Genomic DNA, 25,627 nt, shown 5'->3' on the forward strand with positions numbered 1-25,627 from the left:
CCGCACCCTAACGGGGCGTCACTCCTCCCACCGGGAGCCTCGGATCACCTCCACGAAATCCCCCGGGGCGAAGTCGGGCGTGAAATGCCGCAGCACATCGGCCTTCACATTGCCGAACGTCGTGTCCTGCTTCTGCTCGATCCCCTCGGTGAAGGCCTGGAGGATGCGCCGCTTGAAGTCCGGCCGCGGGTGCAGCGCGGTGATCTCGGCGCGGGCGGCCGCGTCGATGTCGTCGAAGCCGATGCCCAGGACGTCGTACTCCACGCCCGCCGTCACGAGCGCCACCTCCGGTTCCATGAACTCCGGTATCCCCGGGGTGGTGTGCAGCGCGATCGCCGTCCAGACCCGGCGGATGCCGTCCTCCGGTATCCCGTGGCGCTCCAGGAATCGCCGGGACTCGTCCGCGCCGTCGACCTCGAACCGGCGCCCGCTCGTCCGGAACCGCTCCCCGAGTCCCAGATCGTGGAACATCGCCCCGACGTACAGCAGTTCCGGATCGAAGGCGAGCCCCCGCCGATGCCCCTGGAGGCTCCCGAACCAGTACACCCGCCGCGAGTGGTGGTAGATCAACTCGCTGGTGGTGTCCCGCACCAGCTCGGTCGCCTCCGCGGCGAGCTTCCCCTCCGGCACCGTCACTCCGGCGGCCGTGTTCCCTCGCGCTCCCATGACCTGCTCCTCTCGATGTGCCTCCAGCCTCCTCGCGCCGCGTCCCGCCCGCCATGTCCCTGTGGCCACACACCCCACACATCAGGACATCTCTCCCCGCTACCGTGCACCCATGGGCACCCACACGGTCACCGTCCTCGCCTTCGACGGCGTGCGTCTTCTGGACGTCGCCGCGCCGCTGGAGGTCTTCGCCACCGCCGGCAGCCCCTATGCCGTCCGGGTCTGCACCCCAGACGGTGTCTCCGTGCGCACCTCCACCGGCCTGCGGATCGACGCCGATCTCCCGGCCGACGCGGTCGACCGCACCGCCACCCTGGTGGTCCCCGGCCCTGCGGACCTGGCCACCCTGCGCACCCGGCCCGAACTGGTCGAGCTGGTGGCCCGGATGGCCGCCCGCGCCGACCGGGTCGCCGCCGTCTGTACGGGCGCCTTCGCCCTCGCCGCCGCGGGCCTCCTGGACGGCCGCAGGGCCACCACCCACTGGGAGCACGCGGCCGACCTGGCCCGCTCCTACCCCGGCACCACCGTCACCCCCGATGCCATCTACGTCCAGGACGGGCCCGTGCTCACCTCCGCCGGAGTCACCGCCGGCATCGACGTCTGCCTGGCCCTCGTGGAACAGGACCTCGGCCCCGCCGCCGCCCGCCGGGTCGCCCGCGACCTGGTCGTGTTCCTGCAACGCCCCGGTGGCCAATCGCAGTTCTCGGCGGCATCCCGCACCTCTCCCACCCGCGACCCGGTGCTGCGCCCCCTGCTCGACGCCATGGCCGCGGATCCCGCGGCCGACCACAGCCTCCCGGCCCTCGCCCAGCGCGCGGGCCTCGGCACCCGCCACCTCTCCCGTCTCTTCAAGGCCCACACCGGCACCACGCCGGCCGTCCACCTGGAGGCCCTCCGGCTGGAAGTCGCCCGGACCTTTCTGGAGCAGGGAGAACCGGTCACCGTCGCGGCCCGCCGCAGCGGCCTCGGCAGCGACGAATCCCTCCGCCGGGCCTTCGCCCGCCACCTCGGCACCACCCCCTCCGCCTACGCGTCCCGCTTCCGCACCACCGGAACCGCCGAGCCCTACGCCGGGGTCACCAGCCGGGTCTCGTAGGCGAACACCGCCGCCTGCGTCCGGTCCCGCAGCCCCAACTTCACCAGGATGCGACTCACATGGGTCTTGATCGTCGACTCCGCGACGACGAGCCGGTCCGCCATCTCCGCGTTGGACAACCCCTGCGCGATCAGTACCAGCACCTCCGTCTCCCGTTCCGTCAACTCCCCGACCCCCGCCGGGTCGGCGAACCTGCGCGCCTCCGAGAGCTTCGAGAACTCCGCTATCAGCCGCTTGGTCACCGAGGGAGCCAGCAACGCCTCCCCGGCCGCCACAACCCTTACCCCGTCCGCCAGCTGACGGGCCGACGCGTCCTTGAGCAGGAACCCTGAGGCCCCGGCCCTGAGCGCCTGGTACACGTACTCGTCGAGGTCGAAGGTCGTCAGGACCAGCACCTTCGCGTCCGTGTCGGCGGCCACGATCTCCCGCGTCGCCTCCAGCCCGTTCATCTCCGGCATCCGGATGTCCATCAACACCACGTCCGGCCGGAGCGCCGCCACCTGCGCGACCGCCTCCCGGCCGTCGACCGCCTCGCCCACCACCTCGATGCCCTCCATGGCGTTGAGCAGGACCGAGAACCCCTCGCGCACCATCATCTGGTCGTCGACGATCAGCACCCTGATCGTCATGCCGGCCCCTCCTCCGGCACCACGGCCGGCGCCGGACGACCGGGCACGGGTATGAACACCGCCACCTCGTACCCGCCCTCGGGCGTCGAGCCCGCCGTCATCTCCCCCTCCAGCATGGCCACCCGCTCCCGCATCCCGGTGATCCCGTGCCCGGCCCCGGGCGAGGGCCGCACGTCCCCGGTCGGCGGCTCATTGACGATCCGTATCCCCAGCCCGCCCAGTACGTAGCTGACCTCCACCCCGGCCCCCGCGCCCGGCGCGTGCCGCAACGTGTTGCTCAGGGCCTCCTGGATGATCCGGTACGCCGACAGCTCCACCCCCTGCGGCAGCTCCCGCACCGCGCCCGTCACCGTCTTCTCCACACGCAGCCCGGCCTCCCGGACATTGGCCAGCAGCCCGTCCAGCGAGGCCAGCGTCGGCTGCGGGGCGTCCGGTGCCTCGTAGTCCGCGGAGCGCACCACACCCAGCACCCGCCGCAGCTCCGTCAGGGCGGCCACCGCGTTCTCCCGGATGGTGACGAACGCCGCCTCCAGCTCCGGCGGCGGGTTCTTCACCCGGTACGGCGCGGCCTCCGCCTGGATCGCCACCACCGACATGTGGTGGGCCACCACGTCGTGCAGCTCCCGCGCGATCGTCGTCCGCTCCTCCAGGAGCGTCCGCTTGTCCCGCTCGACGGCCGTGACCTCCTGCTGCGCGCTCACCTCCGCCCTGGCGTGGCGGCGTATCTGGATGCTGCTCGCGATCGCCAGCGCGATCGCCGAGAACACGGCCATCTCCGGCAGGTTCGTCCCCAACCCGTACGCGTACCCGTTCCGGAACACCACCGAGATGGTGAAGCCGAGGGCGAGGGTGAGCGTCCACATCCAGGCCGCCACCCGGGGGCCGGTCCGCAGGGTGACGAGAACCATGACGGCGATGTACGCGAGGAAGCTGCCCGGGGTCCACGGCCAGCTCGCCTCGCTGCCGATCGCGGCGAACACCACCGTCATCGCGACGGCCGCCCACCACGCGGCGACCGGCCGGACCAGCGTCATCAGGATCGGAGCCGCGGAGATCATCCCGATGAGGAGCTCGCCGGTGTCCCCGAGGTAGCTCGACTGCGTGCCCGCCGTGAACACCATGACGAAGAGGGCCAGCGCCCCCACCATCGCGTACCGCGTCCACGGGAAGTGCCTGCGTATCGCCTGGGGAAGCCGTCGCACGAAACGCCCGGGCGTCTCCAGCAGCGGCAGCGGCCGATAGGCGAAGGCGTTCGTGACGAGGTCCTGGCGCAGGGTCTCGATCACCCCTGATGCCAGTCGGAACTCAGGTGTCCGGGCTGTCCCCCCGGTGGTCGTCTCGCTCATATCAGAACCGTAGGTCCCGTGCCCCGTAGCCCGCGTCGCCGCAGATGGGGATTTCCCGGCCTCCCCCTCAAGTACTACTCGGGTCAGATCAGTACCCCGTCGGACGGACCAGACCCGTCTCGTACGCGAACACCGCCGCCTGCGTGCGGTCCCGCAGGCCCAGCTTCACCAGGATCCGGCCCACATGGGTCTTCACCGTCTGCTCCGCCACGGTCAGGTGCGTCGCGATCTCCGCGTTCGACAATCCCTGCGCGACGAGCGACAGCACCTCCGTCTCCCGCTCGGTCAGCTCGTCGATCCGTGCCCGCGACGGCGCGCGCGGGGCGCCCAGCCGCGAGAACTCGGTGATCAGCCGCTTCGTGATGTTCGGCGAGAGCAGCGCCTCACCGGCCGCCACCACGCGCACCGCCTCCGCGAGCTGCTCCGCCGAGGCGTCCTTGAGCAGGAAGCCGGAGGCGCCGGCCCGCAGCGCCTCGTACACGTACTCGTCGAGATCGAAGGTGGTCAGCACCAGCACCTTCACCTCGGCCCCGGGGACGCCGGTGATGACGGACGTGGCCTCGATGCCTCCCATCCCGGGCATGCGGATGTCCATCAGGACCACGTCCGGCGCCAGTTCGGTGACCTTCGCCACCGCGTCGGCCCCGTCCACGGCCTGGCCGACCACCTCGATGTCCGGCTGGGCGTTGAGCAGCACGGTGAAGCCCTGCCGGACCATCATCTGGTCGTCGGCGATCATCACCTTGATCGGGGTGCTCATGTATTCCTCTTCGTCTCGGGGGAGGAGCCGCCGGACAGGTCCTGCGGATCCATCGGGAGTACCGCGGTCACCTCGTACCCGCCTTCGGGGCGCGGGCCGGCGGCCAGCTCGCCCCCCAGCATGCCCGCCCGCTCCCGCATCCCCAGCAGCCCGTGCCCGGCACCGTGCGAGGGCGGCGCCGGCCGGGTCGGGACGCTGTTGGCGACACACAGGTGCAGATCGCGCGGCCCGTAGGCGATGCCGACCTCCACCCGCGAACCCGGCGCGTGGCGCAGGCAGTTGCTCAGCGCCTCCTGAACGATCCGGTACGCGGTGAGCTCCACTCCCGGGGTCAACGGTCTGCGGACGCCCGCGACTTCGACGGCGACGTCGAGCCCGGCGCCCCGCACGTTGTCCACGAGCCCGTTCAGTTCGGCGAGGGTGGGCTGCGGATGGTGCGGGTTCGCGGGATCGTCCGGCTGCTCGGAGCGCAGCACGCCCAGCACCCGCCGCAGCTCCGTCAGGGCTTCCAGCGCGTTCTCCCGGATGCCCGCCAGGTTCTCCTTGAGCTCCTCGGACGGATTCTCCACGAGGTGCGGGGCCACCTGGGCCTGGATGGAGATGACGGACATGTGGTGCGCGACGACGTCGTGCAGCTCGCGGGCGATCCGGCTGCGCTCCTCCAGCAGGGTGCGGCGGGCCCGCTCCTCTTCTGTGAGGGTCTCCTGCTCGACCAGCTCGCCGCGGGCCAGACGCAGGGCGCGCAGCGCGTAGCCGAGCAGGCCGACGAATCCGAAGATGAGGACGGCCCCGGGCGCGGTGGTCGTGCTGTGCTCCGGCTTGAAGGAGGCCTCGGCCAGGCCGGTACACGCCACCGATATCCCGACGACGGCGATGGTGACCCGCGGCGGCATGCGCAGGGCGACCAGCAACAGCACCGGGGCGAAGGCGAATGTCCCGGCAGGCGTCCAGGGCCAGGCCTGGCCCTGCCCGACGTTGCCGTAGATCACCCAGGCGATGGCGCCTGCCGTGAGCAGGCCGAGCCACCAGGCGGCCATCGGACGGAACATCGCGAGCGCGATGGACACACCGGTCAGGATCGCCAGCACCAGCGGGAGACCACCGGTGACGTGGTAGTGGTCGCCGAGCTGCTCGGTGGTGAGGAAGCCGAAGAACGCGGCAGAGTAGGCGACCAGCACGTGCGGTAGCCGGGCCAGCCAGCGCGGCCGCGCCATCCTCGGCAGCGGGTCCCGGTCCAGGGTGCACAACTCCAGGGCCAGCGACCGGAATCGGGACCGGGCGCCGCCTCCGGCGCTACCGGGGTTCGCGGGGTCGGTCAGGGGCACGGGAGGTTCGGTCACATCGGCCAGCCTAGACATGAGCGATTTCCTTGCCGGGAGCTTGAGTACGCAGGGCACGGTGCGCACGCCTGGCATCGGCATGCCGCCCGGATCCGGAGGTCCGGGCAGGCTCGGTGCTCCGGGCCGGCTTGGGACTCGGGCTCTGTTCGTACGAGCGGAACGCGGCCCAGCAGAGTGTCAGCGCGGCGGCGAACACCGGCAGCCACAGCAGCCGGGCGGCTATCCAGCCCGGGGAGCCGGGCACGGTGTGCAGCCCGGGCAGGTCGGTCGAGACGAGCAGCCCGAGGGCGGTGACGGCCATCATGGCGGTCTGGTGCCACAGGAAGATCGTCATGGCGGAGAGGTTCACCAGGGCCACCTTCGCCCAGGTCGCCGGCCGCCGCATGGCCCGCGCCAGCGGCTCGCGCAGCAGCAGCGCCAGCCCGCACTGGGCCAGGCCGAAGGCGACCGCCGCGAGCGTCGGCGGGTTCAGATTCGATATCGAGGCCCCGGGGACACCAACCATCGACGCCGGGTACCCGCCCCAAAGGACCAGAGCGGCCGTGGCCACGGCGCCCGCGCCGAGGAGCAGGGCGGGTGAACGGCGACCGGCGAACGAACCGGAGGCCCAGGCGGCGCCCAGCGTGTACGGGACGAGCCAGCCGGCGCCGACATTGACCCAGCCGACCCACTCGGGCCCGCCGAACCCGAACCGCCACACGTCGACCCCGGCCACCACGGCTGGCGGCCACAGCGGGCTGAGCCGCGCCACCAGCGGCGTCGCCGCGGTGAGCACCGCGAACACCAGCAGGAACCACAGCGGCGACAACACCAGCTTGAACAGCGTCTGTACGGTGGCCGGCTCGACCCCGCCGATCAGCATCCCGGCCGCCACCACGGCCCACAGGACGAGCACGGCCGCGACCGGGCGGAACAGCCTGCCCAGCCGCTGCCCCACCCACCCGCGGTACGAATCCCCGCGCGCCCGCGCCGACGCGTACCCCTTGGCGGCGACATGACCACCGACCAGGAAGAAGACGGCCAGCGTCTGGAACACCCAGGACACCGGGGCCAGCCAGGGCATGTGCGCCAGCGGACTCGTGGTGCTCAGACCGCCGTCGGCGGTGGTCAGGGCCGTGACGAGCCAGTGCCCGAGGACCACGCCGAGGATCGCGAAGGCCCGCAGCGCGTCCACACTCCGGTCCCGGTCGGCGGGGGTGGAGGCGTCGATCCCGGCGGCCAGGACGGCCCAGCGGTTGCGGAACTCAGGCATGAGCGGCCTCCGAGGCGGTGGTGGTCGGGGTGGTCGGGGTGGTGGTGGCTGTGTCGGCGGCGCCCAGGACGATCCCGGCCAGGCTGTCGAGGGACTCGGTGCCGGGCTTGAGGTAGTCGCTGTGCCCGCCGGGACCGGTGACGAAGGGCCTGGCCCCGAAGGCGGGGTCGACGGGATCGGCACCGAAGCCGATCGCGCCGAACCGGACGTGCGGGACGTCGGCGATCCAGTCCCCGTCACCGCGGCCGGCCCATACGCGGGCCTCCGTCGGCAGCTCCCCGGCGGAGTCGGCCCCCGTGCCCGGGCTGCCGAACAGCGCGATGTCGGTGACCGCGGGCCCGGTCGGCGTACGGGCGCAGACCACGGAACCGTACGAATGGCAGAGCAGCGAGAGCTGCGAGCCGGGCCCGGCCATGCGGCTCAACCGATCCAGGAACGGGGCCAGTTCCTCGGCGGCCAGGTCCGCGCGCTCCGCGGTCAGAACGGTCGTGCTGACCGTGCCGGGGGTGTCGTACCCGAGCCAGGCGACCACGGCCGAGCGCGGATGCTCGGCCTGGAGGCGCTGCTGAAGGGCGACAGCCCCGGCACGGAACCTTTGGTAGGTGTCGAGTGTCGTATCGGAGCCGGGCACCAGGACGGCGACCCGGTCGGCGGTCTCCAGGTCTCCGAAGACCTCGACGGCTCGCCCCCTGCCGCGGCCGTCGAAGGCCAGGAACTGGGCCGCGCCGGCCGCCTCCATGGCCCGGAGCTTGGCGGCCCGCCCGGTCCGGCCGGCCTCGTCGGCCATCCGGGCCGCCTCGGCGAGGCCGACCTGGTTGGCCGCGTACCGGCTGCGCGGTACCGCGTCCTCGGCAATCGCCGCGGGCGGGGGAGCGGGAACGTCGGCGGAGGCGGCGGCGGACACGGGGAATATGACGGCCGCGGCGACCAGGGCGGCCAGCAGGGTGCGACGCCGACGGTCGCTGCGGCTGGTCCGAGCGGGACGGATGGCGCCAGCGGCCGCGACCGCCTGCGACCCGCTCTGCCCCGCCGAACCGGCCGAACCAGCAGTACCCGCAGTACCCGCAGTACCCGCAGTACCCGCAGTACCCGCAGTGCTCGCCGAACCCCCGGCCTCCGCCGTCCCCGCCGTCCGCGTCGCCATCTGCTCTTCCTTCGGTCCGGAAGAGCCCTCGGCGCTCCTCTCTTGATCCGAAGTTAGGAATCGGGGTCCGTCATCGGCGTCACGCTGCGGAGCGGTGTTCGCGCGTAGCTCTCAGGTATGACGAGGGCTACCTGAGAGCTCGAAGAGCCCGGCGGAGGCCGCAGGTTAGGGTCCAGGGATGATCGACACCGACTGGCGCCAGGACCGCATCGGCAGCGCGCATCGCGGGGAGAACCCCACCGTCATGCGCCGCCTCCCCTCAGGATTCGCCGCCATCGGGGACCGGCAGTTCCTGCCGGGCTACTCGGTGCTGCTGACCGACGACCCCGCCGTGACCCGCCTCTCCGACCTGCCCCGGGCGCGCAGGATGGCGTACCTCGGCGACATGGAGCGGCTGGCCGAGGCCGTCGAGAGGGCCTGCCGGCGCCTCGACCCGGCGTTCCGCCGCGTGAACATCGAGATCCTGGGCAACACCGACCCGTACCTCCACGCCCACATCTGGCCCCGCTACGAGTGGGAGCCCGCGGACCAAGTGCGGCTGCCCGTCTGGTTGTACGAGGAAGAGGACTACTGGCGGGGCGAGCGGCACGCCCTGGCCGCACGCCACGACGGCCTGCGGACCGCGATCGGGGAGGAACTGGACGCGCTCGGAGGGGCCGCTTAGGTCCGCCCGGGTCCGCCCGGGTCCGGCCGCATGCTGCCGGCGGCCGGACCCGAGCGCGGCCCGGCCGCCGGCAGCACGCGGATCAGTCGGCGACCAGCGGTTCCACGTAGCCCGTGCGCCAGCGGGGGGCGGGGTCCTGGCCGGGGCTGGTCCAGTACTCCCGCGCCCGCACGATCTCCCCGTCCCGCACCGTCCAGAGCGACACCGCGCGGTAGACGACGTGGTCCTGAGGTATCTCCACCTCGGTGACGACGAGGTTCCCGTCCGCGAGTATGCGCAGCACCTCGACGGATCTCTCGTCCGTGTAGCCCTCGTCGCTGTTGACCGCGATGAAATTGGCGCGTCCCACGATGCGTTCACCGCTCACCGGCCATTCGATGACGGCGTCCTCGGCGATGAGTTCGGCCACGCCGCTCCAGTCGCGTGCCTCGATCCGCTCCCACAGTTGTGCCACCACGTTCAACGGCTCCATGGGCCGCAGTGTCCGACAGTCGCGTCGTACGTAACAAGCTTTGCTTGCAGGCTTATTGACTTCTACACAATCCGTTGAAGGAGTCACGGACCGGCCGTGGGCGCGGTGGGCGGGCGGGGGTCCTCGTCGCCGCTCATCACCGCGTACACGCTGCCGGTGGAGAGGACGGCGACGACCGCGGCCACCGCGAGGAGGAGGGCGGTGGAGGCGGTGCGGGGGCGGGACGGAGGTTCCGCTTCCGCTGATGGGTACGCGGGGTACGTGGGGTACGTGGGGTACGTGGGGCAAGCGGGCGGCGTCGGGGTGCGGGTGGGGGGAGCGGGGCGGTCCGGGCCGGCGTCCTCGCGGTCGAGGAGCCGTACGGCTTGCCGGCCGATCCGGGCCACCAGTGGGTCGGGGAGCCAGGGTTCTGCCGGGTCGCGTGGGTCGCGCGGGTCCTGTGAGGCGCTGACCCGGGGCGGTATCTCGGCGAGCGCGGGCCGTGTGGCGGGATCGCCGTGGAGGCAGTCCCGTACGAGGTCGCGCAGTTCGGGGGGTAGGTCGTTCAGGTGCGACTCCGGTTCCGGTTTGGTGGAGGGGAGTCGGCCGGTGGCCGCGTAGGCGAGGACGGTGCCGAGGGCGAAGGCGTCGCGGGCGGGTTCCGGGGGATCGGATTCGCATCCGAGGGGGTATCCGACGAGGCGCGGCCCGTCGAGGGTGAGCAGGACGTTCGAGGGCTCCAGGGCGTGGTGGACGAGGCCTGCGCGGTGGATGTCCTGGAGGGCGTGCGCCAGGCCGTGGGCCAGGACCCGTAGGGAACGGTCCGGCAGCGGGCCGAAGCCGCCGGCCACTACCTGGTGCAGGCTCGGGCCGACGATGTACTCGGTGGCGAACCAGAGGGTCTCGGACTCGGTGTCCGCGTCGAGGACGGGAGCCGTGTGCTCGCCGCCGAGGCTCCGGGCGGCGGCGATGTCCTCGCGGAAGCGGGTGCGGAACTCCTCGCGGGTGGCGAGGTCGTGGGGGATGCGAGTGAGGGCGACGGTGCGGGGGCGTGCGTGCGTGTGGTCGGACCGGGCGAGGTAGGACTGGCCGGTGCCGGTGGCGGTGTCCGTGCCGGTGCCGAGTCGGGACAGCAGGCGGTACGGGCCGATGCTGTGCGGGTCGCACGGGTGCAGCTGTTTCATGGCCGGGTGGTCCCTCCCCCTGACGGCTCCGCAGCAGAGGACGAGAGGGGGCCGCGGGAGGTTGCGTGCGGGGTGGGTCGGATGGTGGCGCCGGGCGCCGTTGCCGGGGCGCCGCCCCGGACCTCGCGCCTCAAGCGCCGGCGGGGCTGAGAGGGGTGCGCAGGGTGCTGGCCGGGCGGGCCGGTGCGGCCAGGGGGGATGGTGGCGCCGGGCGCCACTGCTGGGGCTCCGCCCCAGACCCCGCGCCTCAAACGCCGGCGGGGCTGAGGGGGGCGCGTCTCAAAAGCCGGTGGGGCTGAGGGGCGCGTCTCAAACGCCGGCAGGGCTGAAAGGGGCGCGCCTCAAACGCCCGCGGGGCTGACGCGGGTGCGCCGCAAGTGCCGGCGGGGAAGAGGGGTGTGCCCCAGGGGCGGGGAGTTGGGGGTGCGCCGTGAGTGCCAGGGGGGAGGGGGTGCGTCTTCGGTGTCCGGCGGGCTGTGGTGAGCCGTGGGGGCGGTTCGGGTGGGGGTCAGGTGGTTGTGGGGGTGGGTTCTTCGGGTGGTTCGTGGTTCAGGGTGTCCAGGGCTGCCGTGAGGCGTTCCAGGACGCGGGCCGTTTCCGCGAAGGCGGTCTCGCCCAGCTCCGCCGCCAGGCGGGTGGCCAGGGAGGCGTGGCCCGGGTTGATGCGGGCGATCGCCGCGCGGCCCGCTTCCGTCGGGCGGAGCAGCTTCGCCCGACGGTGGGCCGGGTTCGGGACGTACTCCGCCAGGCCCTTCGCCGCCAGCAGGTCCGCGATGCGCTGGACGCTCTGCCGGGTGATGCCCATCTCGCGGGCGATGCCCGCCACCGGCAGGGGTTCGTGTACGACCGCGCCCAGCACCTGCCACCAAGCGGCGGTCAGCCCGGCCGGGCGGGCCAGTTCCTCCGAGAGGGAGAGGAACTGGCCGTTCAGCCGGAACACGCCCAGCGCCGTGCGGCTCAGCAGAGCCTGGCGGGCCCGCGTCGGATCGGGAGGCTCGGGGGAGTGCTCAGGCATCGCCCGACTCCGCCGCCGCCATGAGCACCGGGTACGCGCTCTCGTCCGAGTCGTGGAACAGCCTGTACCAGGCGTCCAAGACATCCGGCTTGTACACGTCCAGGCGGGCGAACACCTCCCGGGCGAAGGCCACCGGTTCCGTCGGGCCCGCCGTGATCAGGTCCCCGTCCGTGACCGCGTCGGCCTCGACGTAGTGCTCGGCGCCCCCGTACCCAGGCTGCGGGGCCAGGTAGAAGGAGGCCGCGCTCGTGTGGGCCCGGCCGTCCAGCACGCCCGCCCGGGCGAGCCCGGCGGTGGCCCCGCAGATCGCCGCGACCGGGACCCCGGCCGCCAGGAACTCCGCCGCCTTCGCCGCGAACGGCGCCAGCTCGTCGCTCGTGTCCCACAGCGAGGCACCGGTGAGGATCAGGAGCGAGGAGTCCTCCGGCCGGAGGTCGGCCAGCGCCATGTCGGGAAGGACGCGTACGCCGCCCATGGTGGTCACCGGCTGCTCGGCGGCCGGGCCGACGGTGCGGATCCGGTGGCCGCGCTGGGTCAGGTGGGCCGTGGTGTGGCCGGTCTCCCAGTCCGCGTACGTGTCGTAGACCGCGAGGTGGACGGGCTTCCGCGGGCTTTCGCTCCCGGTGCGGTGCGCCATCCCGGTTGCAGCCTCGGTTGCCGTCTCGGTCGCCGTCGTGTCCGTGTTTTCGTTCGTGGTCTCGTTCATGGTCTTCGCCTCCTGTGAGGTGAGGGCGATCTCCGTATGACAGCACTCTGTCTAATCGACAGGATGCTGTCAATGTTCGCGCGTGGTGGAGTCATGGAATCGGCGGCGGCTCCGTGGGCGCAGACAGACTGCCGAGATCGGCCCCCCACCCCCATACAGTCCGCCGATATCGGTCCCCACCTGCGCACTTCTAGCGTGACGACATGACCCCTCATGTCGCCTCGCACACCCTTGCCGAAGTCAAGGACGCTGACCGGAAGCACGTCTTCCACTCCTGGTCCGCCCAGGCCCTGATCGATCCGCTCGCCGTCGCCGGGGCCGAGGGGTCGTACTTCTGGGACTACGACGGCAAGCGCTTCCTCGACTTCTCCTCCCAGCTGGTCAACACCAACATCGGCCACCAGCACCCCAAGGTCGTCGCCGCGGTCCAGGAGCAGGCCGCCCGGCTCTGCACCCTCGCGCCCGGCTTCGCCGTCGACGTCCGCTCCGAGGCCGCACGCCTCATCGCCGAGCGGACCCCCGGCGACCTGGACAAGATCTTCTTCACCAACGGCGGCGCCGAGGCCGTAGAGAACGCCGTCCGCATGGCCCGGCTGCACACCGGCCGGCAGAAGGTGCTGTCCACCTACCGCTCGTACCACGGCGCCACCGCCGCCGCGATCAACCTCACCGGCGACCCGCGCCGCTGGCCCTCCGACACGGCCGCCGCCGGCGTCGTGCACTTCTGGGGCCCGTACCTCTACCGCTCGGCCTTCCACGCCACCACCGAGGCCGAGGAGTGCGCCCGCGCCCTCGCCCACCTCGCGGACACCATCGCCTTCGAGGGTCCGGGGACCATCGCGGCGATCATCCTGGAGAGCGTGCCCGGCACCGCGGGCATCATGACCCCGCCGCCCGGCTACCTCGCGGGCGTGCGCGAGCTCTGCGACCGCCACGGCATCGTCTTCATCCTGGACGAGGTCATGTCGGGCTTCGGCCGCACCGGCAAGTGGTTCGCCGCCGACCACTGGGGCGTCACCCCCGACCTGATCACCTTCGCCAAGGGCGTGAACAGCGGGTACGTGCCGCTCGGCGGCGTCGCCATCTCCGCCGCGATCGCCGAGACCTTCGCCACCCGCCCCTACCCGGGCGGACTGACGTACTCCGGCCATCCCCTGGCCTGTGCCGCCGCCGTCGCCACGATCAACGCGATGGAGGAGGAGGGCGTGGTCGAGCACGCCGCCCACCTCGGCGAGAACGTGATCGGCCCGGCGCTCGCCGAGATCGCCGAGCGGCACCCGTCGGTCGGCGAGGTCCGGGGCCTCGGCACCTTCTGGGCGCTGGAGCTCGTACGGGACAAGGAGACGCGCGAGCCGCTCGTCCCGTACAACGCCGCCGGGGCGGACAACGCTCCGATGGCCGAATTCGCCGCGGCCTGCAAGGCCTCCGGTCTGTGGCCGTTCGTCAACATGAACCGCACCCACGTCGTGCCGCCGTGCACCATCTCGGAGGCGGAGGCGAAGGAGGGTCTGGCCCTCCTGGACGAGGCGCTGACGGTCGCCGACCGGCACACCGCGTCCGCCTAGCGGGCGGCCGGTGCGCGGTGGATCCGCATATCGATCGCGCACCGATCGGTTTCGGCCGCGTTGTCTGGCCTAAGGTGTCCGGAGTTCTACTACAGGAGACGGACCCTTATGCCAGGCAGCGGAGCTGTCACCCGCAACACACTTCGCCAGCAGATCGCGGACGCGCTGCGTGACGAGGTGCTCGCGGGACGCCTGCCGCCCGGGACCGAGTTCACCGTCAAGCAGATAGCCGAGCAGTACGAGGTCTCCGCGACCCCGGTCCGCGAGGCGCTGGTGGACCTCTCGGCGCAGGGGCTGCTCGAACTGGTCCAGCACCGCGGTTTTCGCGTGCGGATCTTCTCCGTGGACGATTTCCGGGGAATGATCGAGGCCCGCTCGCTGGTGGTGGACGGGATCTTCCGCCGGCTCGCCGAGCGCGGCGCCGGCCCCGGCTGCGGCGAGATGCTGGTGTCGGTGCGCCGCCGGGCCGAGGAGGCGCAGAAGGCGGCGCGCAGCGGTTCACTCGAAGTGCTGATCGGCTACGACCTGCGCTTCTGGCGGGAGCTGAGCGCGCTGGTCGGCAACACCTACATCTCGGACTTCCTGCACCGCATCCGGGTGCAGTGCTGGGTCTTCGCCGTGCCCCACCTGCAGCGCGATCCGAAACTGCGGGAGGCGCTCTGGGACGGGCACGCCGACCTGGTGGACGCGGTGACGTTGGCGGACGCGGAGGCGGTACGCCGCATCGTGCGCGCGTACAACCAGCACGGCCTGGACTGGGCCGCCGGCCTCTAGGTGGTTCTTGGCCGTCCAGGTGTGTCTTGGCCGTCTCTTGCGCGCCCGGACCCGATCGCGGCAGCCGAGGTTTTGCGCACCCCTTCGCGGAGGGTGTTCGGCGCATTACTCTGGCCCGATCGGCGGCAACGACTGATCGGAGCCCGCGTGGCCTGTGACCTGTGGCTGGTCCCCCTTGTCGACGTGCTGTGCCACAGCCCCGACAACCCCTTCGCGGAAGAGATCGCCTCGTACGACAAGGCGCTGGGCGAGGCCGGGCTGCCGTCCGTGCCCGTGTTCGCGTACATGCCGGGCCTGAGCGGGGACGTGGCCCCGGTCGCGGGCTTCGACTACGACGCCCTGCATTTCCTGAGGCGGGCGTACCTGCTCCAGCTCTGCGGGCTGCCGGTGACCCCGGTGGACGAGCTGGGCGGGGACTACGAGCAGCTGCTGGAGATGTTCGAACCCACGGCGCAGCAGTCGCACCTGGTGTGGCACTACGACCACGCGGGGGCGTACGTCCCCGTGGACTTCGCGGCACCGCTGGCGAACGAGGAGCTGCTGGCCGGGGGCGGGCCGCTGGGGTCCGCGCAGGGGCTGCTGCGGGAGCTGCTCTTCGTGGCGCCGGCCATCGGGATAGACCCGGGAAATCCGCCGGCGGCTCCGGCGCCGCCGGGGAGGCCGACGTCGTTGGAGGAGCCGGCGGGGCCGATTCCGTACGACGACAGTCCCTTCGCGCGGGAGCGGCACGTGTGGCTGGGGTTGCACGCGGCCGCCACCCGCAGCCTCGGGCAGGGCTCGATGATCATCTTCAGCTGACACTGTCCAGCCGAGGCCGTTCGAGGTGTGACGCGGGGGCGGCCCGGGCGGGTGCGGGTACCGCTGCGCGGAACCGGTCCCCTACCCGCCCTTCCACCGTTCCCCGGGCTCCGCCCGGCCCCGGTCCTCAAGCGCCGGACGGGCTGAAAGGTCGGGGCTCTGCCCCCGGCCCCGCGCCTCAAGCGCCGGACGGCCTGACCGGTCGGGGCTCTGCCCCGGCCCCCCATCCCCAAGCGCCGGCGAGGCTGGGTGCTGCGGCGGGGCTGGAGATGGCGCGGCGTGGCGGGCAGCCGGTCAGCGGGGCTGTTCCGGAGGGCGTTGCCGGGGCATGTTCGGGCGGGTGCCCGGGGGGAGGGGGAAGCGGGCCGGCGGGACGTACGCGTCCGAGCGGCCCCCGCCCGCGCCCAGCGACTGCATCACCAGCGGCGCGGGACCCGAGCTGAACTCGACCATCCACTCCGCGGTCTCCGAGCGCACCAGCTCCGTCACGTCCTCCGAGAACCGCCGCAGCACGGTGAGGCAGCGCTCCGCTGCCTCGCTCGCCGTGCCCTCCGTCGGGCCGAGCACCTCGCGCACGTTCTCCGAGGCCCAGTCGAACTGGAGGGTCTGGAGTCGGCGCTGCACGGCCTGGGCGGTGGCCACGTCCCGCATCCACCCCGAGGTCAGGCCGAAGAACCGGTCGCAGGCCAGGCAGGCCGCGCCCAGCAGCAGCGCCAGGAAGCCGTACGAGGAAGCGCCCGGCGCCGAGCCCGTCAGCTCCAGCAGCGGCATCGCGGCGCCCGTGATCGCGCCGGCGGCCGCCCCGACGCGCATGACGCGCGCGCCCCGGCGCTTCCACGCCCGGTCGGACAGGTACCACTCGGCGGTGCGCAGCGCGTCGGCCTCGACCCGCCGGTAGAGCTCGTCCAGCCGCTCGGCGGGCTCGCCCCAATCCCCCAGGGGGAACGGCCGACCGGTGAGATCGCCCGCGGCCATCGGTCCGCCGCCCTCCTCCCGGGGATCCCGGGGTGGCCCCTCGGGCTGCATCTCCGGCTGGCTCACCCGGCACTCCCTCTGCCTGCGCTGACGTGTGGTGGTGCGCGTGTGCGCAATGGTGCGCATGCTCTTCCTACCTTCGAATGACGTGCGATGGGCGCCGAATCCCGGGATTTCCGCCCGCAAGGAGGTCTTCATCAGGTACGCGTGCGCCCATCTCTCACTCGAAAGAGTTGGTCCTCACGGCGTAGGGCGCGGCGCCCGGGGAGCACGTAGGCTCGGATTGACCAAGCGTCCCGACGGTATGGAGTGAGTCACCTGTGATTCCCGGTAGTGGCCAGCCCAACATGCAGCAGCTGCTCCAGCAGGCCCAGAAGATGCAGCAGGACCTCGCCGCGGCGCAGGAGGAGCTCGCGCAGGCCGAAGTCGAGGGGCAGGCCGGCGGCGGTCTCGTCAAGGCGACCGTGACCGGCTCCGGTGAGCTGCGCGCCCTGGTGATCGACCCGAAGGCCGTGGACCCCGAGGACACCGAGACGCTCGCCGACCTGGTGGTGGCGGCGGTCCAGGCCGCCAACGAGAATGCGCAGGCGCTCCAGCAGCAGAAGCTGGGCCCCCTCGCCCAGGGACTGGGCGGCGGCAGCGGCATCCCCGGCCTCCCGTTCTAGCACCGAAGCCCGACCCGCAGAGACATCAGAGACATAAGAGAAAGAAGGCAGTCCGTTGTACGAAGGCGTGGTCCAGGACCTGATCGACGAACTGGGCAGGCTGCCCGGCGTCGGGCCCAAGAGCGCGCAGCGGATCGCCTTCCACATCCTGCAGGCCGAGCCCACCGACGTCCGCCGCCTCGCGCACGCGCTGCTGGAGGTCAAGGAGAAGGTCCGGTTCTGCGCGGTGTGCGGGAACGTGGCGCAGGAGGAGCGGTGCGGCATCTGCCGCGATCCACGCCGCGACACCACGGTCATCTGTGTCGTCGAGGAGCCGAAGGACGTCGTCGCGATCGAGCGGACCCGCGAGTTCCGGGGCAAGTACCACGTCCTCGGTGGCGCGATCAGCCCGATCGAGGGCGTCGGCCCCGACGACCTGCGCATCCGCGAGCTGCTGGCGCGCTTGGCGGACGGCGAGGTGACCGAGCTGATCCTGGCCACCGACCCGAACCTGGAAGGCGAGGCGACCGCCACCTACCTCGCCCGCATGATCAAGCCCATGGGCCTGAAGGTCACCCGCCTGGCCAGCGGGCTCCCCGTCGGGGGAGATCTGGAGTACGCGGACGAGGTCACGCTCGGGCGGGCCTTTGAAGGAAGGCGACTTCTCGATGTCTGACGCAACGCTGCACGCCATCGGCCAGGATCCGGACGACTTCGCCGCCTCGATCGCGGACCAGATCGAGTCGTTCATCGTCGCGGTCACCGAGGTCGCCAAGGGCGAGGACCCGGACAGCGCGGTGCCGTTCCTCCTGCTGGAGGTCTCGCAGTTGCTGCTCGCGGGCGGCCGGCTCGGCGCGTACCAGGACGTCCTGCCCGAGGAGCGCTACGAGCCCGACCTGGGCCCGGAGCCGGACGTGGACGACCTGCGCGAGCGGTTCGCGATCATGCTGGAGCCGGTCGACGTCTACTCCGAGGTCTTCGACCCGTACGAGCCGCGCAAGACTCCGGTGGCCCACCGGATCTCCGACGACCTGGCCGACGTGGTCGCCGACCTGCGGCACGGACTCATCCACCTCCAGGAGGGCCGGGTCACCGAGGCGCTGTGGTGGTGGCAGTTCTCGTACTTCACCAACTGGGGCCCGACGGCCTCGGCGACCCTGCGCGCCCTCCAGTCGCTGATCGCGCACGTCCGCCTGAACCAGCCCCTCGCCGCCCTGGACGGCCTGGACACGGACGAGGACCTGACGGAGGACGACCTCGCCGAGCAGGCCGGGCAGGTCATGGCGGAGGAGCTCGGGGGTCTCGGCCGCAAGTAGGAGAGGGCGGGCCGCATCCCGCGGAACCCATCCTTTGGTCTGCTCGTCTCATGATGTGGTACGAGGCGGTCGGATCGCGGTCGCTCGTTAGACTGCACCAGCAATGAGACGGACTGAGCGAGGAGCGCACGTGGGCCTTGTCGTGCAGAAGTACGGAGGCTCCTCCGTAGCCGATGCCGAAGGCATCAAGCGCGTCGCCAAGCGGATCGTGGATGCCAAGAAGAACGGCCACCAAGTGGTCGTCGTGGTGTCCGCGATGGGCGACACGACGGACGAGCTGATCGATCTCGCCGAGCAGGTATCCCCGATGCCGGCCGGGCGCGAATTCGACATGCTGCTGACCGCCGGAGAGCGGATCTCCATGGCCCTGCTGGCCATGGCGATCAAAAACCTGGGCCACGAGGCCCAGTCGTTCACCGGTAGCCAGGCAGGCGTCATCACCGACTCGGTCCACAACAAAGCGCGCATCATCGATGTCACGCCGGGCCGTATCCGCACCGCGCTGGACGAGGGCAACATCGCCATCGTCGCCGGTTTCCAGGGCGTGTCCGCGGACTCCAAGGACATCACCACCCTGGGCCGCGGCGGCTCGGACACCACCGCCGTGGCGCTCGCCGCGGCGCTGGACGCCGAGGTCTGCGAGATCTACACCGACGTCGACGGCGTCTTCACCGCGGACCCCCGCGTCGTGAAGAAGGCCAAGAAGATCGACTGGATCTCCTCCGAGGACATGCTGGAGCTCGCCGCCTCCGGTTCCAAGGTGCTGCTCCACCGCTGTGTCGAGTACGCACGCCGCTACAACATCCCGATCCACGTCCGCTCGTCCTTCTCCGGACTGCGCGGAACCTGGGTCAGCAACGAACAGCCGCAAGGGGACGAGCAGGTGGAGCACGCCATCATCTCCGGAGTCGCTCACGACGTCTCCGAAGCCAAGATCACGGTCGTCGGCGTCCCGGACAAGCCGGGCGAGGCCGCGGCGATCTTCCGCGCCATCGCGGACGCCGAGATCAACATCGACATGATCGTGCAGAACGTGTCCGCGGCCTCGACGGGCCTCACGGACATCTCCTTCACGCTCCCCAAGGCCGAGGGCCACAAGGCCATCGACGCCCTGGAGAAGGCCAAGGGGCAGATCGGCTTCGACTCCCTGCGCTACGACGACCAGATCGGCAAGATCTCCCTGGTCGGCGCGGGCATGAAGACGAACCCGGGCGTCACCGCCTCCTTCTTCCAGGCGCTGTCCGACGCGGGCGTCAACATCGAGCTGATCTCGACCTCCGAGATCCGCATTTCGGTCGTGACCCGCCAGGACGACGTCAACGAGGCCGTCCGCGCCGTGCACACGGCCTTCGGCCTCGACTCCGACAGCGACGAAGCAGTCGTCTACGGAGGCACCGGACGATGACCGGCGCCCGGTCCTCCGCCCCGGCGCTCGCCGTGGTCGGGGCGACCGGAGCGGTCGGCACCGTCCTGCTCCGGATGCTGTCCGAGCGGGCGGACGTCTGGGGCGAGATCCGACTGATCGCCTCCGCGCGTTCGGCCGGCCGCATGCTGGCCGTCCGCGCGGAGGAGAGCGAGGTGTTCGCCCTCACCGAGGACGCCTTCGACGGCTTCGGCGAGGGCGACGTCGCGCTCTTCCTGACCCCGCCCGAGGTCTCGGCCCGCTGGGCCCCCGTGGTCGCCGCGCGCGGCACCGTCGTCGTGGACCAGTCCGACGCCTTCCGGGAGGATCCCGAGGTGCCGCTGGTGGTGCCCGAGATCAACGCCCACGCCGTACGGATGCGGCCGCGCGGGATCGTCGCCACCCCGGACACCGTGACCGCCGCGATGATCGCCTCCCTCGGCGCGCTGCACGCCGAGTACTGCCTCACCGAGCTGGCCGTCTCCACGTACCAGGCCGCGAGCGCCGCCGGCCGGGCCGGCGCCGAGACGCTGCGCCGCCAGCTGTCGATGGTCGCGGGCACCTCCCTGGGCGAGCAGCCCGGGGACGTACGCCGTGCCGTGGGCGAGGACACCGGCCCCTTCGCCGCGCCGCTGGCCCTCAACGTCGTGCCGTGGTCCGGTGAGCTGCGCGAGGGCGGCTGGTCCTCGCACGAGCTGGCCGTACGGGCGCAGACCCGCCGGATCCTGCAGCTGGAGCAGCTCCCGGTGGCGGTGACCTGCGTACAGGTGCCGGTGCTGACCGGGAATTCGCTGACGGTACGGGCCCGGTTCGAGAACGCGGTGGACGCCGCGCACGCCCGGGAGATCCTGGAGACCGCGCCCGGCGTGGTGCTCGTCGACGATCCGGAGGCGGGGGAGTTCCCGACCCCGGTGGACGCCGCCGGGACCGATCCTGCCTGGGTGGGGCGGGTGCGGGCCTCGCTCGACGACCGGCACTCGCTGGAGTTCTTCGTGTGCGCGGACAACCTGCGCAAGGGCGCCGCCCTGAATGCCACTCAGATCGCGGAACTGATCGCAGGTGAATTTGCGTAATTCGCTTTGTAGGATCGGTGCTGATCCCTTGATCAAGGTGATGGCCCGACTGCCGTCTCGATAAGACGGGGCAATCGGGAAGAGCGGTAACGCATGAGGGCAATAGGGATTTCGCCGGGCCGGCAGCCTCGCGCGTACAACCCTGACGGGGGGACACGTGTCCTACAGGCGTGGCAGAGGCACTCCTCGAACTGGCTGTCCGACCGGCGCGCACCGGGATCATCCCGTCGCACCGGGGCCCCCGCACGCCCGGCATGCCCGTCAGGCCCCTCGGTGGGGTCTCCGTGATCGTTCCCGTCCCGCCGGCCGGGCCCTCCGAGGTGCCCGTACGGGCCGCCGTACCGACCCGGAGCGGCCGCGTGCCCGCGCCGCGCGAAAGCGCTGACACGGGCGGCGTCGACAGCGGCAAGAGCGAAAGCCTCACGAACGAGAGCGTTACGGGCGAGAGCGGTACGACGGCCGAGGTGGTGGCCGGCACCACCGTCGACCACCTCACCGAGACCTACCAGGCGCACTACCGCTCGCTGCTCGGCCTCGCCGCGCTGCTCCTCGACGACACCGCCTCGTGCGAGGACGTGGTCCAGGAGGCGTTCATCCGCGTGCACTCGGCCCGGAGCCGGGTGCGCGACCGGGACAAGACCCTGGCGTACCTGCGCCAGACCGTCGTGAACCTCTCGCGGTCCGCCCTGCGCCGGCGCATCCTCGGCCTCAAGCTCCTCTCGAAGCCGATGCCGGACATGGCGAGCGCCGAAGAGGGCGCGTACGACCAGCTGGAACGGGACGACCTGATCAAGGCGATGCGCGGACTTCAGCGCCGCCAGCGCGAGGTGCTGGTGCTGCGCTACTTCGCGGACATGACGGAAGCCCAGGTCGCCGAGACGCTGGGGATATCCCTCGGCTCGGTGAAGGCGTACGGATCGCGGGGCATTGCCGCGCTGCGGGTGGCGATGGAGGCTGCGCAGTCATGATGGACGACCACACCGTGCCGGGTGGCGCGATCGAGGAACAGGCCCTGCGGGGCCTGCTGCACGGGGCCGTCGAGGGCCTGGAGCCCTCGGAGGGCGCGCTGGAGCGACTGCGGTACGCGGTCCCCGCGCGCCGGGTCCTGCGGCGTCAGGCCATCATCGGCGCGGCGGCGGTCGCGCTGCTCGCCGGGACCGCGATCCCCGCGGCCCTGCACCTGACGGCCGGCGAGGGCACCCCCACCGACCACTCGACGATGGCCGGGCACGGCGCCGCCTCCGGTGACAAGCCGGGCGCCAACCCCTCCGATCCGCACCAGAACGGCTCCGGAGCCACCCCGAGGTCCAGCCGCTCCGCCGGGAGCGGCCCGGTCGCGGGCGGCATCACCGGGCAGCCGGACTCGACCGCAGGTACCGCCTCGGGCGGGGCCACGGCGGGCCCGACGGGCGGCGCCACCTCGGCCGGATCCGCGGGCGCGGCCGGCGCGGTCGTGGGCCCGGGCCCGCTGCCGCCGGTGGCCGCGCCGGGCGTGCCGGGATGCGGGGCCGCGCAGCTGGGGGTGGTGGGCTCGGCCCGTGCCCCGGAGGCCGACGGCAAGGTGTACGGCAGCTTCAAGGTCACCAACGTGTCCGCGCAGGGCTGCGCCGTCACCGGCCCGGACACCGTGACGGCGGCCGGCTCCGCGACGGGCCAGGGCTCGGCGGTCCCGGTGGTCGGCCACACGGCCGGGGACCCGGCGAGCGGACTGCTGCCGGACCCGCCCGCCCAGGCGCCGGTGCTGATGCTGTCGCCGAACACGGCGTACGAGGTCCGCTTCGCGTGGGTGCCGTCGGGCGAGCCCTGTACGGAGGCCACCTCGGGTGGCGGTGCGAAGCCCCCGGCCGACACGGTCACGGCGCCGGACGGCACGGGTTCGGCCGGCGACACGCGGACGGAGGCCACACCCCCGGCCGCCCCGGCCGGGGTCTCGGTCTCCCACACCCCGCCGATGGGCTCCCCGACGACCCAGACGACGATCCCCCAGGCCTGCGGCGGCACGGTCTACCGCACGGGCCCCATCCCGGTGGAGTCCCCGAAGCCGTAACCCCCGCAGGGCGCTCGGCGGTGCGGCTCCCTGCAGTCCAGCCCCGGCAGGGGCACGATCCAGCCCCGCCGGCGTTTGAGGCGCGGGGCCTGGGGCGGAGCCCCGGCAGCGGCGCCGCAGACGGATCCGTTACGGCCCGGCAGACTCAGGCCCGCTCGGCCGCCACTGCTGCGTCGGCCGGCGAGGCCACGGGCAAAAGGCCCGCCTCCGCATCCCGCAGCGTCTCCACCTCGCGCCGGTACAGCCGGAACCACATGAACAGCACGAAGGCGACGAAGACGAACCACTCGCCCGTGTACCCGAGGTTCTGGAAGGCCTTCAGGTCCAGCCCCGTGTTGACCGGCGCCTGCACCGGCACCGGCACCATGCCGTCCGCCGGCGTCTGCACCGTCAGCCACGCGTCGTACAGGTCGTACGGGACGATGTTGACCAGCGAGGCCGCACCGATCACGCCCAGCTGCCCGGCCGGCAACCCACCCGCCGAGTGGACGCCCTTGCTGCTCGAACTCTCCGAGGCCTGCAGGGCCCCGGTGACCTCGACCCGGCCCGTCGGCGCGGCCGGCGCCTTCATCGGGTCCGCCGCCCCCGGCAGCCAGCCCCGGACCACCGGGACGGCCTTGCCGGAGTCGGTCTTCAACAGGGTCAGCACGTAGAAGCCGGACCGGCCGTCGAGCCGCCGCTCGGGGACCAGCAGTTGCTCCCCGTACTCCCCGGCGGCGGAGGCCATCCGTCCGGAGGTCTTCGTGGACACCGGGAGCAGCGAGTCCAGCGGCGCGGCCACCTGGTCGGCGGGCCGCTCGGCGCTCGCCTCCCGGTGGCTGTCGACGCGGTCCTCGAAGCGGCCGAGCTGCCAGGACCCCATGAACAGGCAGAAGGGGACGGCGAGCGCGACGAAGACGTTGATCCCCCACCAGCGCGGGGTCAGGAGAAACCGGTGCACCCCACCACCGTACGGGGGGCGCACCGGCGGGCCCCTAGCGGGGCAGGTGCTTCAGCGCGAACTCCAGGTCCATCCGGACCTGCTTGATCCGCTCCTCCACGACCAGCGAGCCGTGCCCGGCGTCGTACCGGTACACCTCGTGCACCGCCCCGCGCGCCACCAGCCGGTCGACGTAGTTGTCGATCTGCCGGATCGGGCAGCGCGGGTCGTTGACGCCCGCCGCGATGTGCACGGGGGCCTTCACCGCGTCCACGTACGTCAGCGGCGAGGAGGCCTCGAAGCGGTCCGGGACCTCCTCCGGCGTGCCCCCGAAGAGGGTGCGGTCCAGCGCCTTCAGCGCCTCCATCTCGTCGTGGTACGCCGTCACGTAGTCGGCGACCGGCACCGCGGCCAGGCCCACGGCCCAGGCGTCCGGCTGCGTGCCCAGCCCCAGCAGCGTCAGGTACCCGCCCCAGGAGCCGCCCGACAGCACGAGGCGTGCCGGGTCGGCGAGGCCGGAGCCCACGGCCCACTCGCGGACCGCCGCGATGTCCTCCAGCTCGATCAGGCCGATCCGGTGCTTGAGGGCGTCGGTCCACTCCCGGCCGTAGCCCGTCGAGCCCCGGTAGTTGACGCGGACCACCGCGAAGCCGTGGTCCAGCCAGGCCGCCGGGGTCGCCGCGAAGGCGTCGCTGTCGTGCCAGGTGGGCCCGCCGTGGATCTCGAAGATCGTCGGGAAGGGGCCGGCGCCGCGGCCGACCGGCCGCTGCACGAGCGCGTGGATCCGCCCGCCCGGGCCGTCCACCCACACGTCCTCGACCGGCAGCGAGCCGGGCGGCCGGAAACCGGGCGGGTCCAGCACGACCCCGCCCGCGGTGGACCGTACCGACGAGGGCTCGGCGGCCGAGGACCACAGGTACTCCACCGTCCCGTCGGGCCGCGCCGTCGCCCCCGAGACCGTCCCCGGAGGCGTGTCCACGCGTACGAGGTCCCGCGCGGCCAGGTCGTAGCGCCACAGCTCGCTGCGCGCCTCGAAGCCGTGCTCGACCAGCAGCGCGGAACCGTCCGGGTACCACTCGGCGCCGACGTCGCCAGGCAGGTCGATCGCCAGCTCCTCCTCGGCGCCGGTGGCCACGTCCCAGATCATCGGCTCCCAGCGGCCGCGCCGCTGATGGCCGACGAGCAGCCGGGTGTCGCCCGCGACCGGCGCGAAGCCGAGCACCTCCAGGCCGAGCTCCTCGGTCCCGCCCCGGGAGTCGTCCAGCTCGGCGACGGTGTTCCCGTCGAGGGTGAGCACGCGCAGCGCGGAGTGCATCGCGTCCCCGTGCTCGGTGTGCTCGACGGCGACCAGCGTCCCGTCGTACGAGAGGTCGCCGACGCCCGCGGACTCCCGGTGCCGGTAGATCACGGAGGGCGCGGCGCCGTCGGGACGGACCACGTGGATGGTGGAGCCGTCCTCGTCGGTGGAGCGCCCGACGACCGCCGTCCCATCACGGCCGATGGCCAGGCCGGCGGGGTAGGAGGGTTCCAGGCCGGGGGTGGCGGGCTCGTCGGGGCCACCCGTGAAGGGCTGGCGGACCCAGGTGCCGAACTCGTCGCCGTCGGTGTCGGAGAACCACCAGATCCACTCGCCGTCGGGGGAGAGGGTGCCGTCGGTGGTGCCGTTGGGGCGGTCGGTGGCCTGCCGCTGTGCGCCGGTGGCGCGGTCCCAGGCGTAGAGCTCGAAGGTTCCGGTCGCGTTGGAGACGAAGAGCGACCGGGCCGGGGCGTCCTCCGCCCAGTCGGGCAGGCCGACGCGCGGGGCCCGGAAGCGCTTCTCCCAGTCGGGCATCTCGGGGGTGATCTCGCTGTCGCTGGTCAT

Annotated in this window: 26 protein-coding genes; 12 read left to right on the forward strand and 14 right to left on the reverse strand. The window is 72.4% G+C overall.

The window, feature by feature from the left end; translation table 11 throughout:
- Nucleotides 1–18 precede the first annotated feature (18 nt).
- A complete protein-coding gene (locus ACFV9H_RS09295) occupies nt 19–666 on the reverse strand; it encodes an HD domain-containing protein (protein WP_385395538.1) in 648 nt (215 codons plus the stop codon).
- 112 nt (nt 667–778) lie between these two features.
- Between ACFV9H_RS09295 and ACFV9H_RS09300 the strand changes: the two genes are divergently transcribed.
- Entirely contained in the window at nt 779–1,762 is a 984-nt protein-coding gene (locus ACFV9H_RS09300) for a GlxA family transcriptional regulator (RefSeq protein ID WP_385395541.1), read from the forward strand.
- Here ACFV9H_RS09300 and ACFV9H_RS09305 read toward each other — a convergent pair.
- The 6 genes from ACFV9H_RS09305 to ACFV9H_RS09330 form a co-directional block, all read right to left on the reverse strand.
- Entirely contained in the window at nt 1,732–2,391 is a 660-nt protein-coding gene (locus tag ACFV9H_RS09305; RefSeq protein WP_385395544.1) for a response regulator, read from the reverse strand. The two genes, ACFV9H_RS09300 and ACFV9H_RS09305, sit on opposite strands and share 31 nt — an antisense overlap.
- The gene (locus ACFV9H_RS09310) at nt 2,388–3,737 is read right to left on the reverse strand and encodes a sensor histidine kinase (RefSeq protein ID WP_385395546.1); all 1,350 of its coding nucleotides are present in this window, start codon (nt 3,735–3,737) and stop codon (nt 2,388–2,390) included. Before ACFV9H_RS09310 ends, ACFV9H_RS09305 begins: the two co-directional genes overlap by 4 nt.
- Nucleotides 3,738–3,825: 88 nt before the next feature.
- The gene (locus tag ACFV9H_RS09315) at nt 3,826–4,497 is read right to left on the reverse strand and encodes a response regulator (RefSeq protein WP_385395548.1); all 672 of its coding nucleotides are present in this window, start codon (nt 4,495–4,497) and stop codon (nt 3,826–3,828) included.
- Entirely contained in the window at nt 4,494–5,837 is a 1,344-nt protein-coding gene (locus ACFV9H_RS09320; RefSeq protein ID WP_385395550.1) for a histidine kinase, read from the reverse strand. Before ACFV9H_RS09320 ends, ACFV9H_RS09315 begins: the two co-directional genes overlap by 4 nt.
- Before the next feature lie 10 nt (nt 5,838–5,847).
- On the reverse strand, nt 5,848–7,089 hold the full coding sequence (locus ACFV9H_RS09325) for an acyltransferase (RefSeq protein WP_385395553.1): 1,242 nt from the start codon (nt 7,087–7,089) through the stop codon (nt 5,848–5,850).
- Nucleotides 7,082–7,993 (reverse strand): alpha/beta hydrolase, encoded by a 912-nt coding sequence (locus ACFV9H_RS09330; protein WP_385395556.1) that lies wholly within the window; start codon nt 7,991–7,993, stop codon nt 7,082–7,084. Before ACFV9H_RS09330 ends, ACFV9H_RS09325 begins: the two co-directional genes overlap by 8 nt.
- Before the next feature lie 418 nt (nt 7,994–8,411).
- On the opposite strand from ACFV9H_RS09330, the gene ACFV9H_RS09335 reads away from it, so the two are divergent.
- Nucleotides 8,412–8,897: an HIT family protein gene (locus ACFV9H_RS09335; protein ID WP_385395558.1), complete on the forward strand. Its 486-nt coding sequence runs from the start codon at nt 8,412–8,414 to the stop codon at nt 8,895–8,897.
- An 82-nt stretch (nt 8,898–8,979) separates the two neighbouring features.
- Here the strand turns inward: ACFV9H_RS09335 and ACFV9H_RS09340 are convergent, their stop codons facing one another.
- From ACFV9H_RS09340 to ACFV9H_RS09355, 4 genes are all read right to left on the reverse strand, one after another.
- A complete protein-coding gene (locus ACFV9H_RS09340) occupies nt 8,980–9,369 on the reverse strand; it encodes a nuclear transport factor 2 family protein (protein ID WP_385395561.1) in 390 nt (129 codons plus the stop codon).
- Between the two features lie 83 nt (nt 9,370–9,452).
- Entirely contained in the window at nt 9,453–10,532 is a 1,080-nt protein-coding gene (locus ACFV9H_RS09345; RefSeq protein ID WP_385395564.1) for a hypothetical protein, read from the reverse strand.
- 508 nt (nt 10,533–11,040) lie between these two features.
- Complete coding sequence (locus tag ACFV9H_RS09350) at nt 11,041–11,547, reverse strand: MarR family winged helix-turn-helix transcriptional regulator (RefSeq protein ID WP_385395567.1); 507 nt, start codon at nt 11,545–11,547, stop codon at nt 11,041–11,043.
- Nucleotides 11,540–12,184, reverse strand: coding sequence for a DJ-1/PfpI family protein (locus ACFV9H_RS09355; RefSeq protein WP_385395644.1), 645 nt, complete (start codon nt 12,182–12,184; stop codon nt 11,540–11,542). The genes ACFV9H_RS09350 and ACFV9H_RS09355 overlap by 8 nt, the downstream gene beginning before the upstream one ends.
- Before the next feature lie 272 nt (nt 12,185–12,456).
- On the opposite strand from ACFV9H_RS09355, the gene ACFV9H_RS09360 reads away from it, so the two are divergent.
- The 3 genes from ACFV9H_RS09360 to ACFV9H_RS09370 all read left to right on the forward strand — a co-directional run bounded on the left by ACFV9H_RS09360 (nt 12,457) and on the right by ACFV9H_RS09370 (nt 15,390).
- Nucleotides 12,457–13,818 (forward strand): aspartate aminotransferase family protein, encoded by a 1,362-nt coding sequence (locus ACFV9H_RS09360; RefSeq protein ID WP_385395570.1) that lies wholly within the window; start codon nt 12,457–12,459, stop codon nt 13,816–13,818.
- A 108-nt stretch (nt 13,819–13,926) separates the two neighbouring features.
- A complete protein-coding gene (locus ACFV9H_RS09365) occupies nt 13,927–14,592 on the forward strand; it encodes a GntR family transcriptional regulator (RefSeq protein ID WP_385395573.1) in 666 nt (221 codons plus the stop codon).
- 147 nt (nt 14,593–14,739) lie between these two features.
- Nucleotides 14,740–15,390, forward strand: coding sequence for a hypothetical protein (locus ACFV9H_RS09370; RefSeq protein WP_329383106.1), 651 nt, complete (start codon nt 14,740–14,742; stop codon nt 15,388–15,390).
- A gap of 294 nt (nt 15,391–15,684) precedes the next feature.
- Here the strand turns inward: ACFV9H_RS09370 and ACFV9H_RS09375 are convergent, their stop codons facing one another.
- Nucleotides 15,685–16,431 (reverse strand): SLATT domain-containing protein, encoded by a 747-nt coding sequence (locus tag ACFV9H_RS09375; RefSeq protein WP_385395576.1) that lies wholly within the window; start codon nt 16,429–16,431, stop codon nt 15,685–15,687.
- Nucleotides 16,432–16,685: 254 nt separating this feature from the next.
- On the opposite strand from ACFV9H_RS09375, the gene ACFV9H_RS09380 reads away from it, so the two are divergent.
- The 7 genes from ACFV9H_RS09380 (at nt 16,686) to ACFV9H_RS09410 (ending at nt 22,847) form a co-directional block, all read left to right on the forward strand.
- Nucleotides 16,686–17,030 (forward strand): YbaB/EbfC family nucleoid-associated protein, encoded by a 345-nt coding sequence (locus ACFV9H_RS09380; protein WP_329383111.1) that lies wholly within the window; start codon nt 16,686–16,688, stop codon nt 17,028–17,030.
- 55 nt (nt 17,031–17,085) lie between these two features.
- The gene (recR, locus tag ACFV9H_RS09385; protein WP_365164973.1) at nt 17,086–17,685 is read left to right on the forward strand and encodes a recombination mediator RecR; all 600 of its coding nucleotides are present in this window, start codon (nt 17,086–17,088) and stop codon (nt 17,683–17,685) included.
- Nucleotides 17,678–18,325 (forward strand): DUF5063 domain-containing protein, encoded by a 648-nt coding sequence (locus ACFV9H_RS09390; protein WP_385395579.1) that lies wholly within the window; start codon nt 17,678–17,680, stop codon nt 18,323–18,325. Before recR ends, ACFV9H_RS09390 begins: the two co-directional genes overlap by 8 nt.
- A gap of 130 nt (nt 18,326–18,455) precedes the next feature.
- Entirely contained in the window at nt 18,456–19,730 is a 1,275-nt protein-coding gene (locus ACFV9H_RS09395) for an aspartate kinase (protein ID WP_329383120.1), read from the forward strand.
- Nucleotides 19,727–20,800, forward strand: coding sequence for an aspartate-semialdehyde dehydrogenase (locus tag ACFV9H_RS09400; protein WP_385395582.1), 1,074 nt, complete (start codon nt 19,727–19,729; stop codon nt 20,798–20,800). The genes ACFV9H_RS09395 and ACFV9H_RS09400 overlap by 4 nt, the downstream gene beginning before the upstream one ends.
- 254 nt (nt 20,801–21,054) lie before the next feature.
- Nucleotides 21,055–21,768, forward strand: coding sequence for a SigE family RNA polymerase sigma factor (locus ACFV9H_RS09405; protein ID WP_385395647.1), 714 nt, complete (start codon nt 21,055–21,057; stop codon nt 21,766–21,768).
- Nucleotides 21,765–22,847, forward strand: coding sequence for a hypothetical protein (locus ACFV9H_RS09410; protein WP_385395585.1), 1,083 nt, complete (start codon nt 21,765–21,767; stop codon nt 22,845–22,847). Before ACFV9H_RS09405 ends, ACFV9H_RS09410 begins: the two co-directional genes overlap by 4 nt.
- A gap of 145 nt (nt 22,848–22,992) precedes the next feature.
- Here ACFV9H_RS09410 and ACFV9H_RS09415 read toward each other — a convergent pair whose 3' ends face one another.
- Entirely contained in the window at nt 22,993–23,787 is a 795-nt protein-coding gene (locus ACFV9H_RS09415; protein WP_385395588.1) for an SURF1 family protein, read from the reverse strand.
- A gap of 34 nt (nt 23,788–23,821) precedes the next feature.
- A complete protein-coding gene (locus tag ACFV9H_RS09420; protein ID WP_385395590.1) occupies nt 23,822–25,627 on the reverse strand; it encodes a prolyl oligopeptidase family serine peptidase in 1,806 nt (601 codons plus the stop codon).

The sequence above is a fragment of the Streptomyces sp. NPDC059874 genome, from assembly GCF_042731135.1.
In the GTDB taxonomy this organism is placed as follows: Bacteria; Actinomycetota; Actinomycetes; order Streptomycetales; family Streptomycetaceae; genus Streptomyces.

Bases quoted from the DNA above. Each gene is read 5' to 3' on its own strand.
- ACFV9H_RS09325 (WP_385395553.1), bottom strand. From the start codon at position 7,089: ATGCCTGAGTTCCGCAACCGCTGGGCCGTCCTGGCCGCCGGGATCGAC.
- ACFV9H_RS09315 (WP_385395548.1), bottom strand. From the start codon at position 4,497: ATGAGCACCCCGATCAAGGTGATGATCGCCGACGACCAGATGATGGTC.
- ACFV9H_RS09355 (WP_385395644.1), bottom strand. From the start codon at position 12,184: ATGGCGCACCGCACCGGGAGCGAAAGCCCGCGGAAGCCCGTCCACCTC.
- ACFV9H_RS09390 (WP_385395579.1), top strand. From the start codon at position 17,678: ATGTCTGACGCAACGCTGCACGCCATCGGCCAGGATCCGGACGACTTC.
- ACFV9H_RS09400 (WP_385395582.1), top strand. From the start codon at position 19,727: ATGACCGGCGCCCGGTCCTCCGCCCCGGCGCTCGCCGTGGTCGGGGCG.
- ACFV9H_RS09405 (WP_385395647.1), top strand. From the start codon at position 21,055: ATGCCCGTCAGGCCCCTCGGTGGGGTCTCCGTGATCGTTCCCGTCCCG.
- ACFV9H_RS09300 (WP_385395541.1), top strand. From the start codon at position 779: ATGGGCACCCACACGGTCACCGTCCTCGCCTTCGACGGCGTGCGTCTT.
- ACFV9H_RS09420 (WP_385395590.1), bottom strand. From the start codon at position 25,627: ATGACCAGCGACAGCGAGATCACCCCCGAGATGCCCGACTGGGAGAAG.
- ACFV9H_RS09350 (WP_385395567.1), bottom strand. From the start codon at position 11,547: ATGCCTGAGCACTCCCCCGAGCCTCCCGATCCGACGCGGGCCCGCCAG.
- ACFV9H_RS09360 (WP_385395570.1), top strand. From the start codon at position 12,457: ATGACCCCTCATGTCGCCTCGCACACCCTTGCCGAAGTCAAGGACGCT.
- ACFV9H_RS09310 (WP_385395546.1), bottom strand. From the start codon at position 3,737: ATGAGCGAGACGACCACCGGGGGGACAGCCCGGACACCTGAGTTCCGA.
- ACFV9H_RS09340 (WP_385395561.1), bottom strand. From the start codon at position 9,369: ATGGAGCCGTTGAACGTGGTGGCACAACTGTGGGAGCGGATCGAGGCA.
- ACFV9H_RS09335 (WP_385395558.1), top strand. From the start codon at position 8,412: ATGATCGACACCGACTGGCGCCAGGACCGCATCGGCAGCGCGCATCGC.
- ACFV9H_RS09410 (WP_385395585.1), top strand. From the start codon at position 21,765: ATGATGGACGACCACACCGTGCCGGGTGGCGCGATCGAGGAACAGGCC.
- ACFV9H_RS09305 (WP_385395544.1), bottom strand. From the start codon at position 2,391: ATGACGATCAGGGTGCTGATCGTCGACGACCAGATGATGGTGCGCGAG.
- ACFV9H_RS09365 (WP_385395573.1), top strand. From the start codon at position 13,927: ATGCCAGGCAGCGGAGCTGTCACCCGCAACACACTTCGCCAGCAGATC.
- ACFV9H_RS09295 (WP_385395538.1), bottom strand. From the start codon at position 666: ATGGGAGCGCGAGGGAACACGGCCGCCGGAGTGACGGTGCCGGAGGGG.
- ACFV9H_RS09345 (WP_385395564.1), bottom strand. From the start codon at position 10,532: ATGAAACAGCTGCACCCGTGCGACCCGCACAGCATCGGCCCGTACCGC.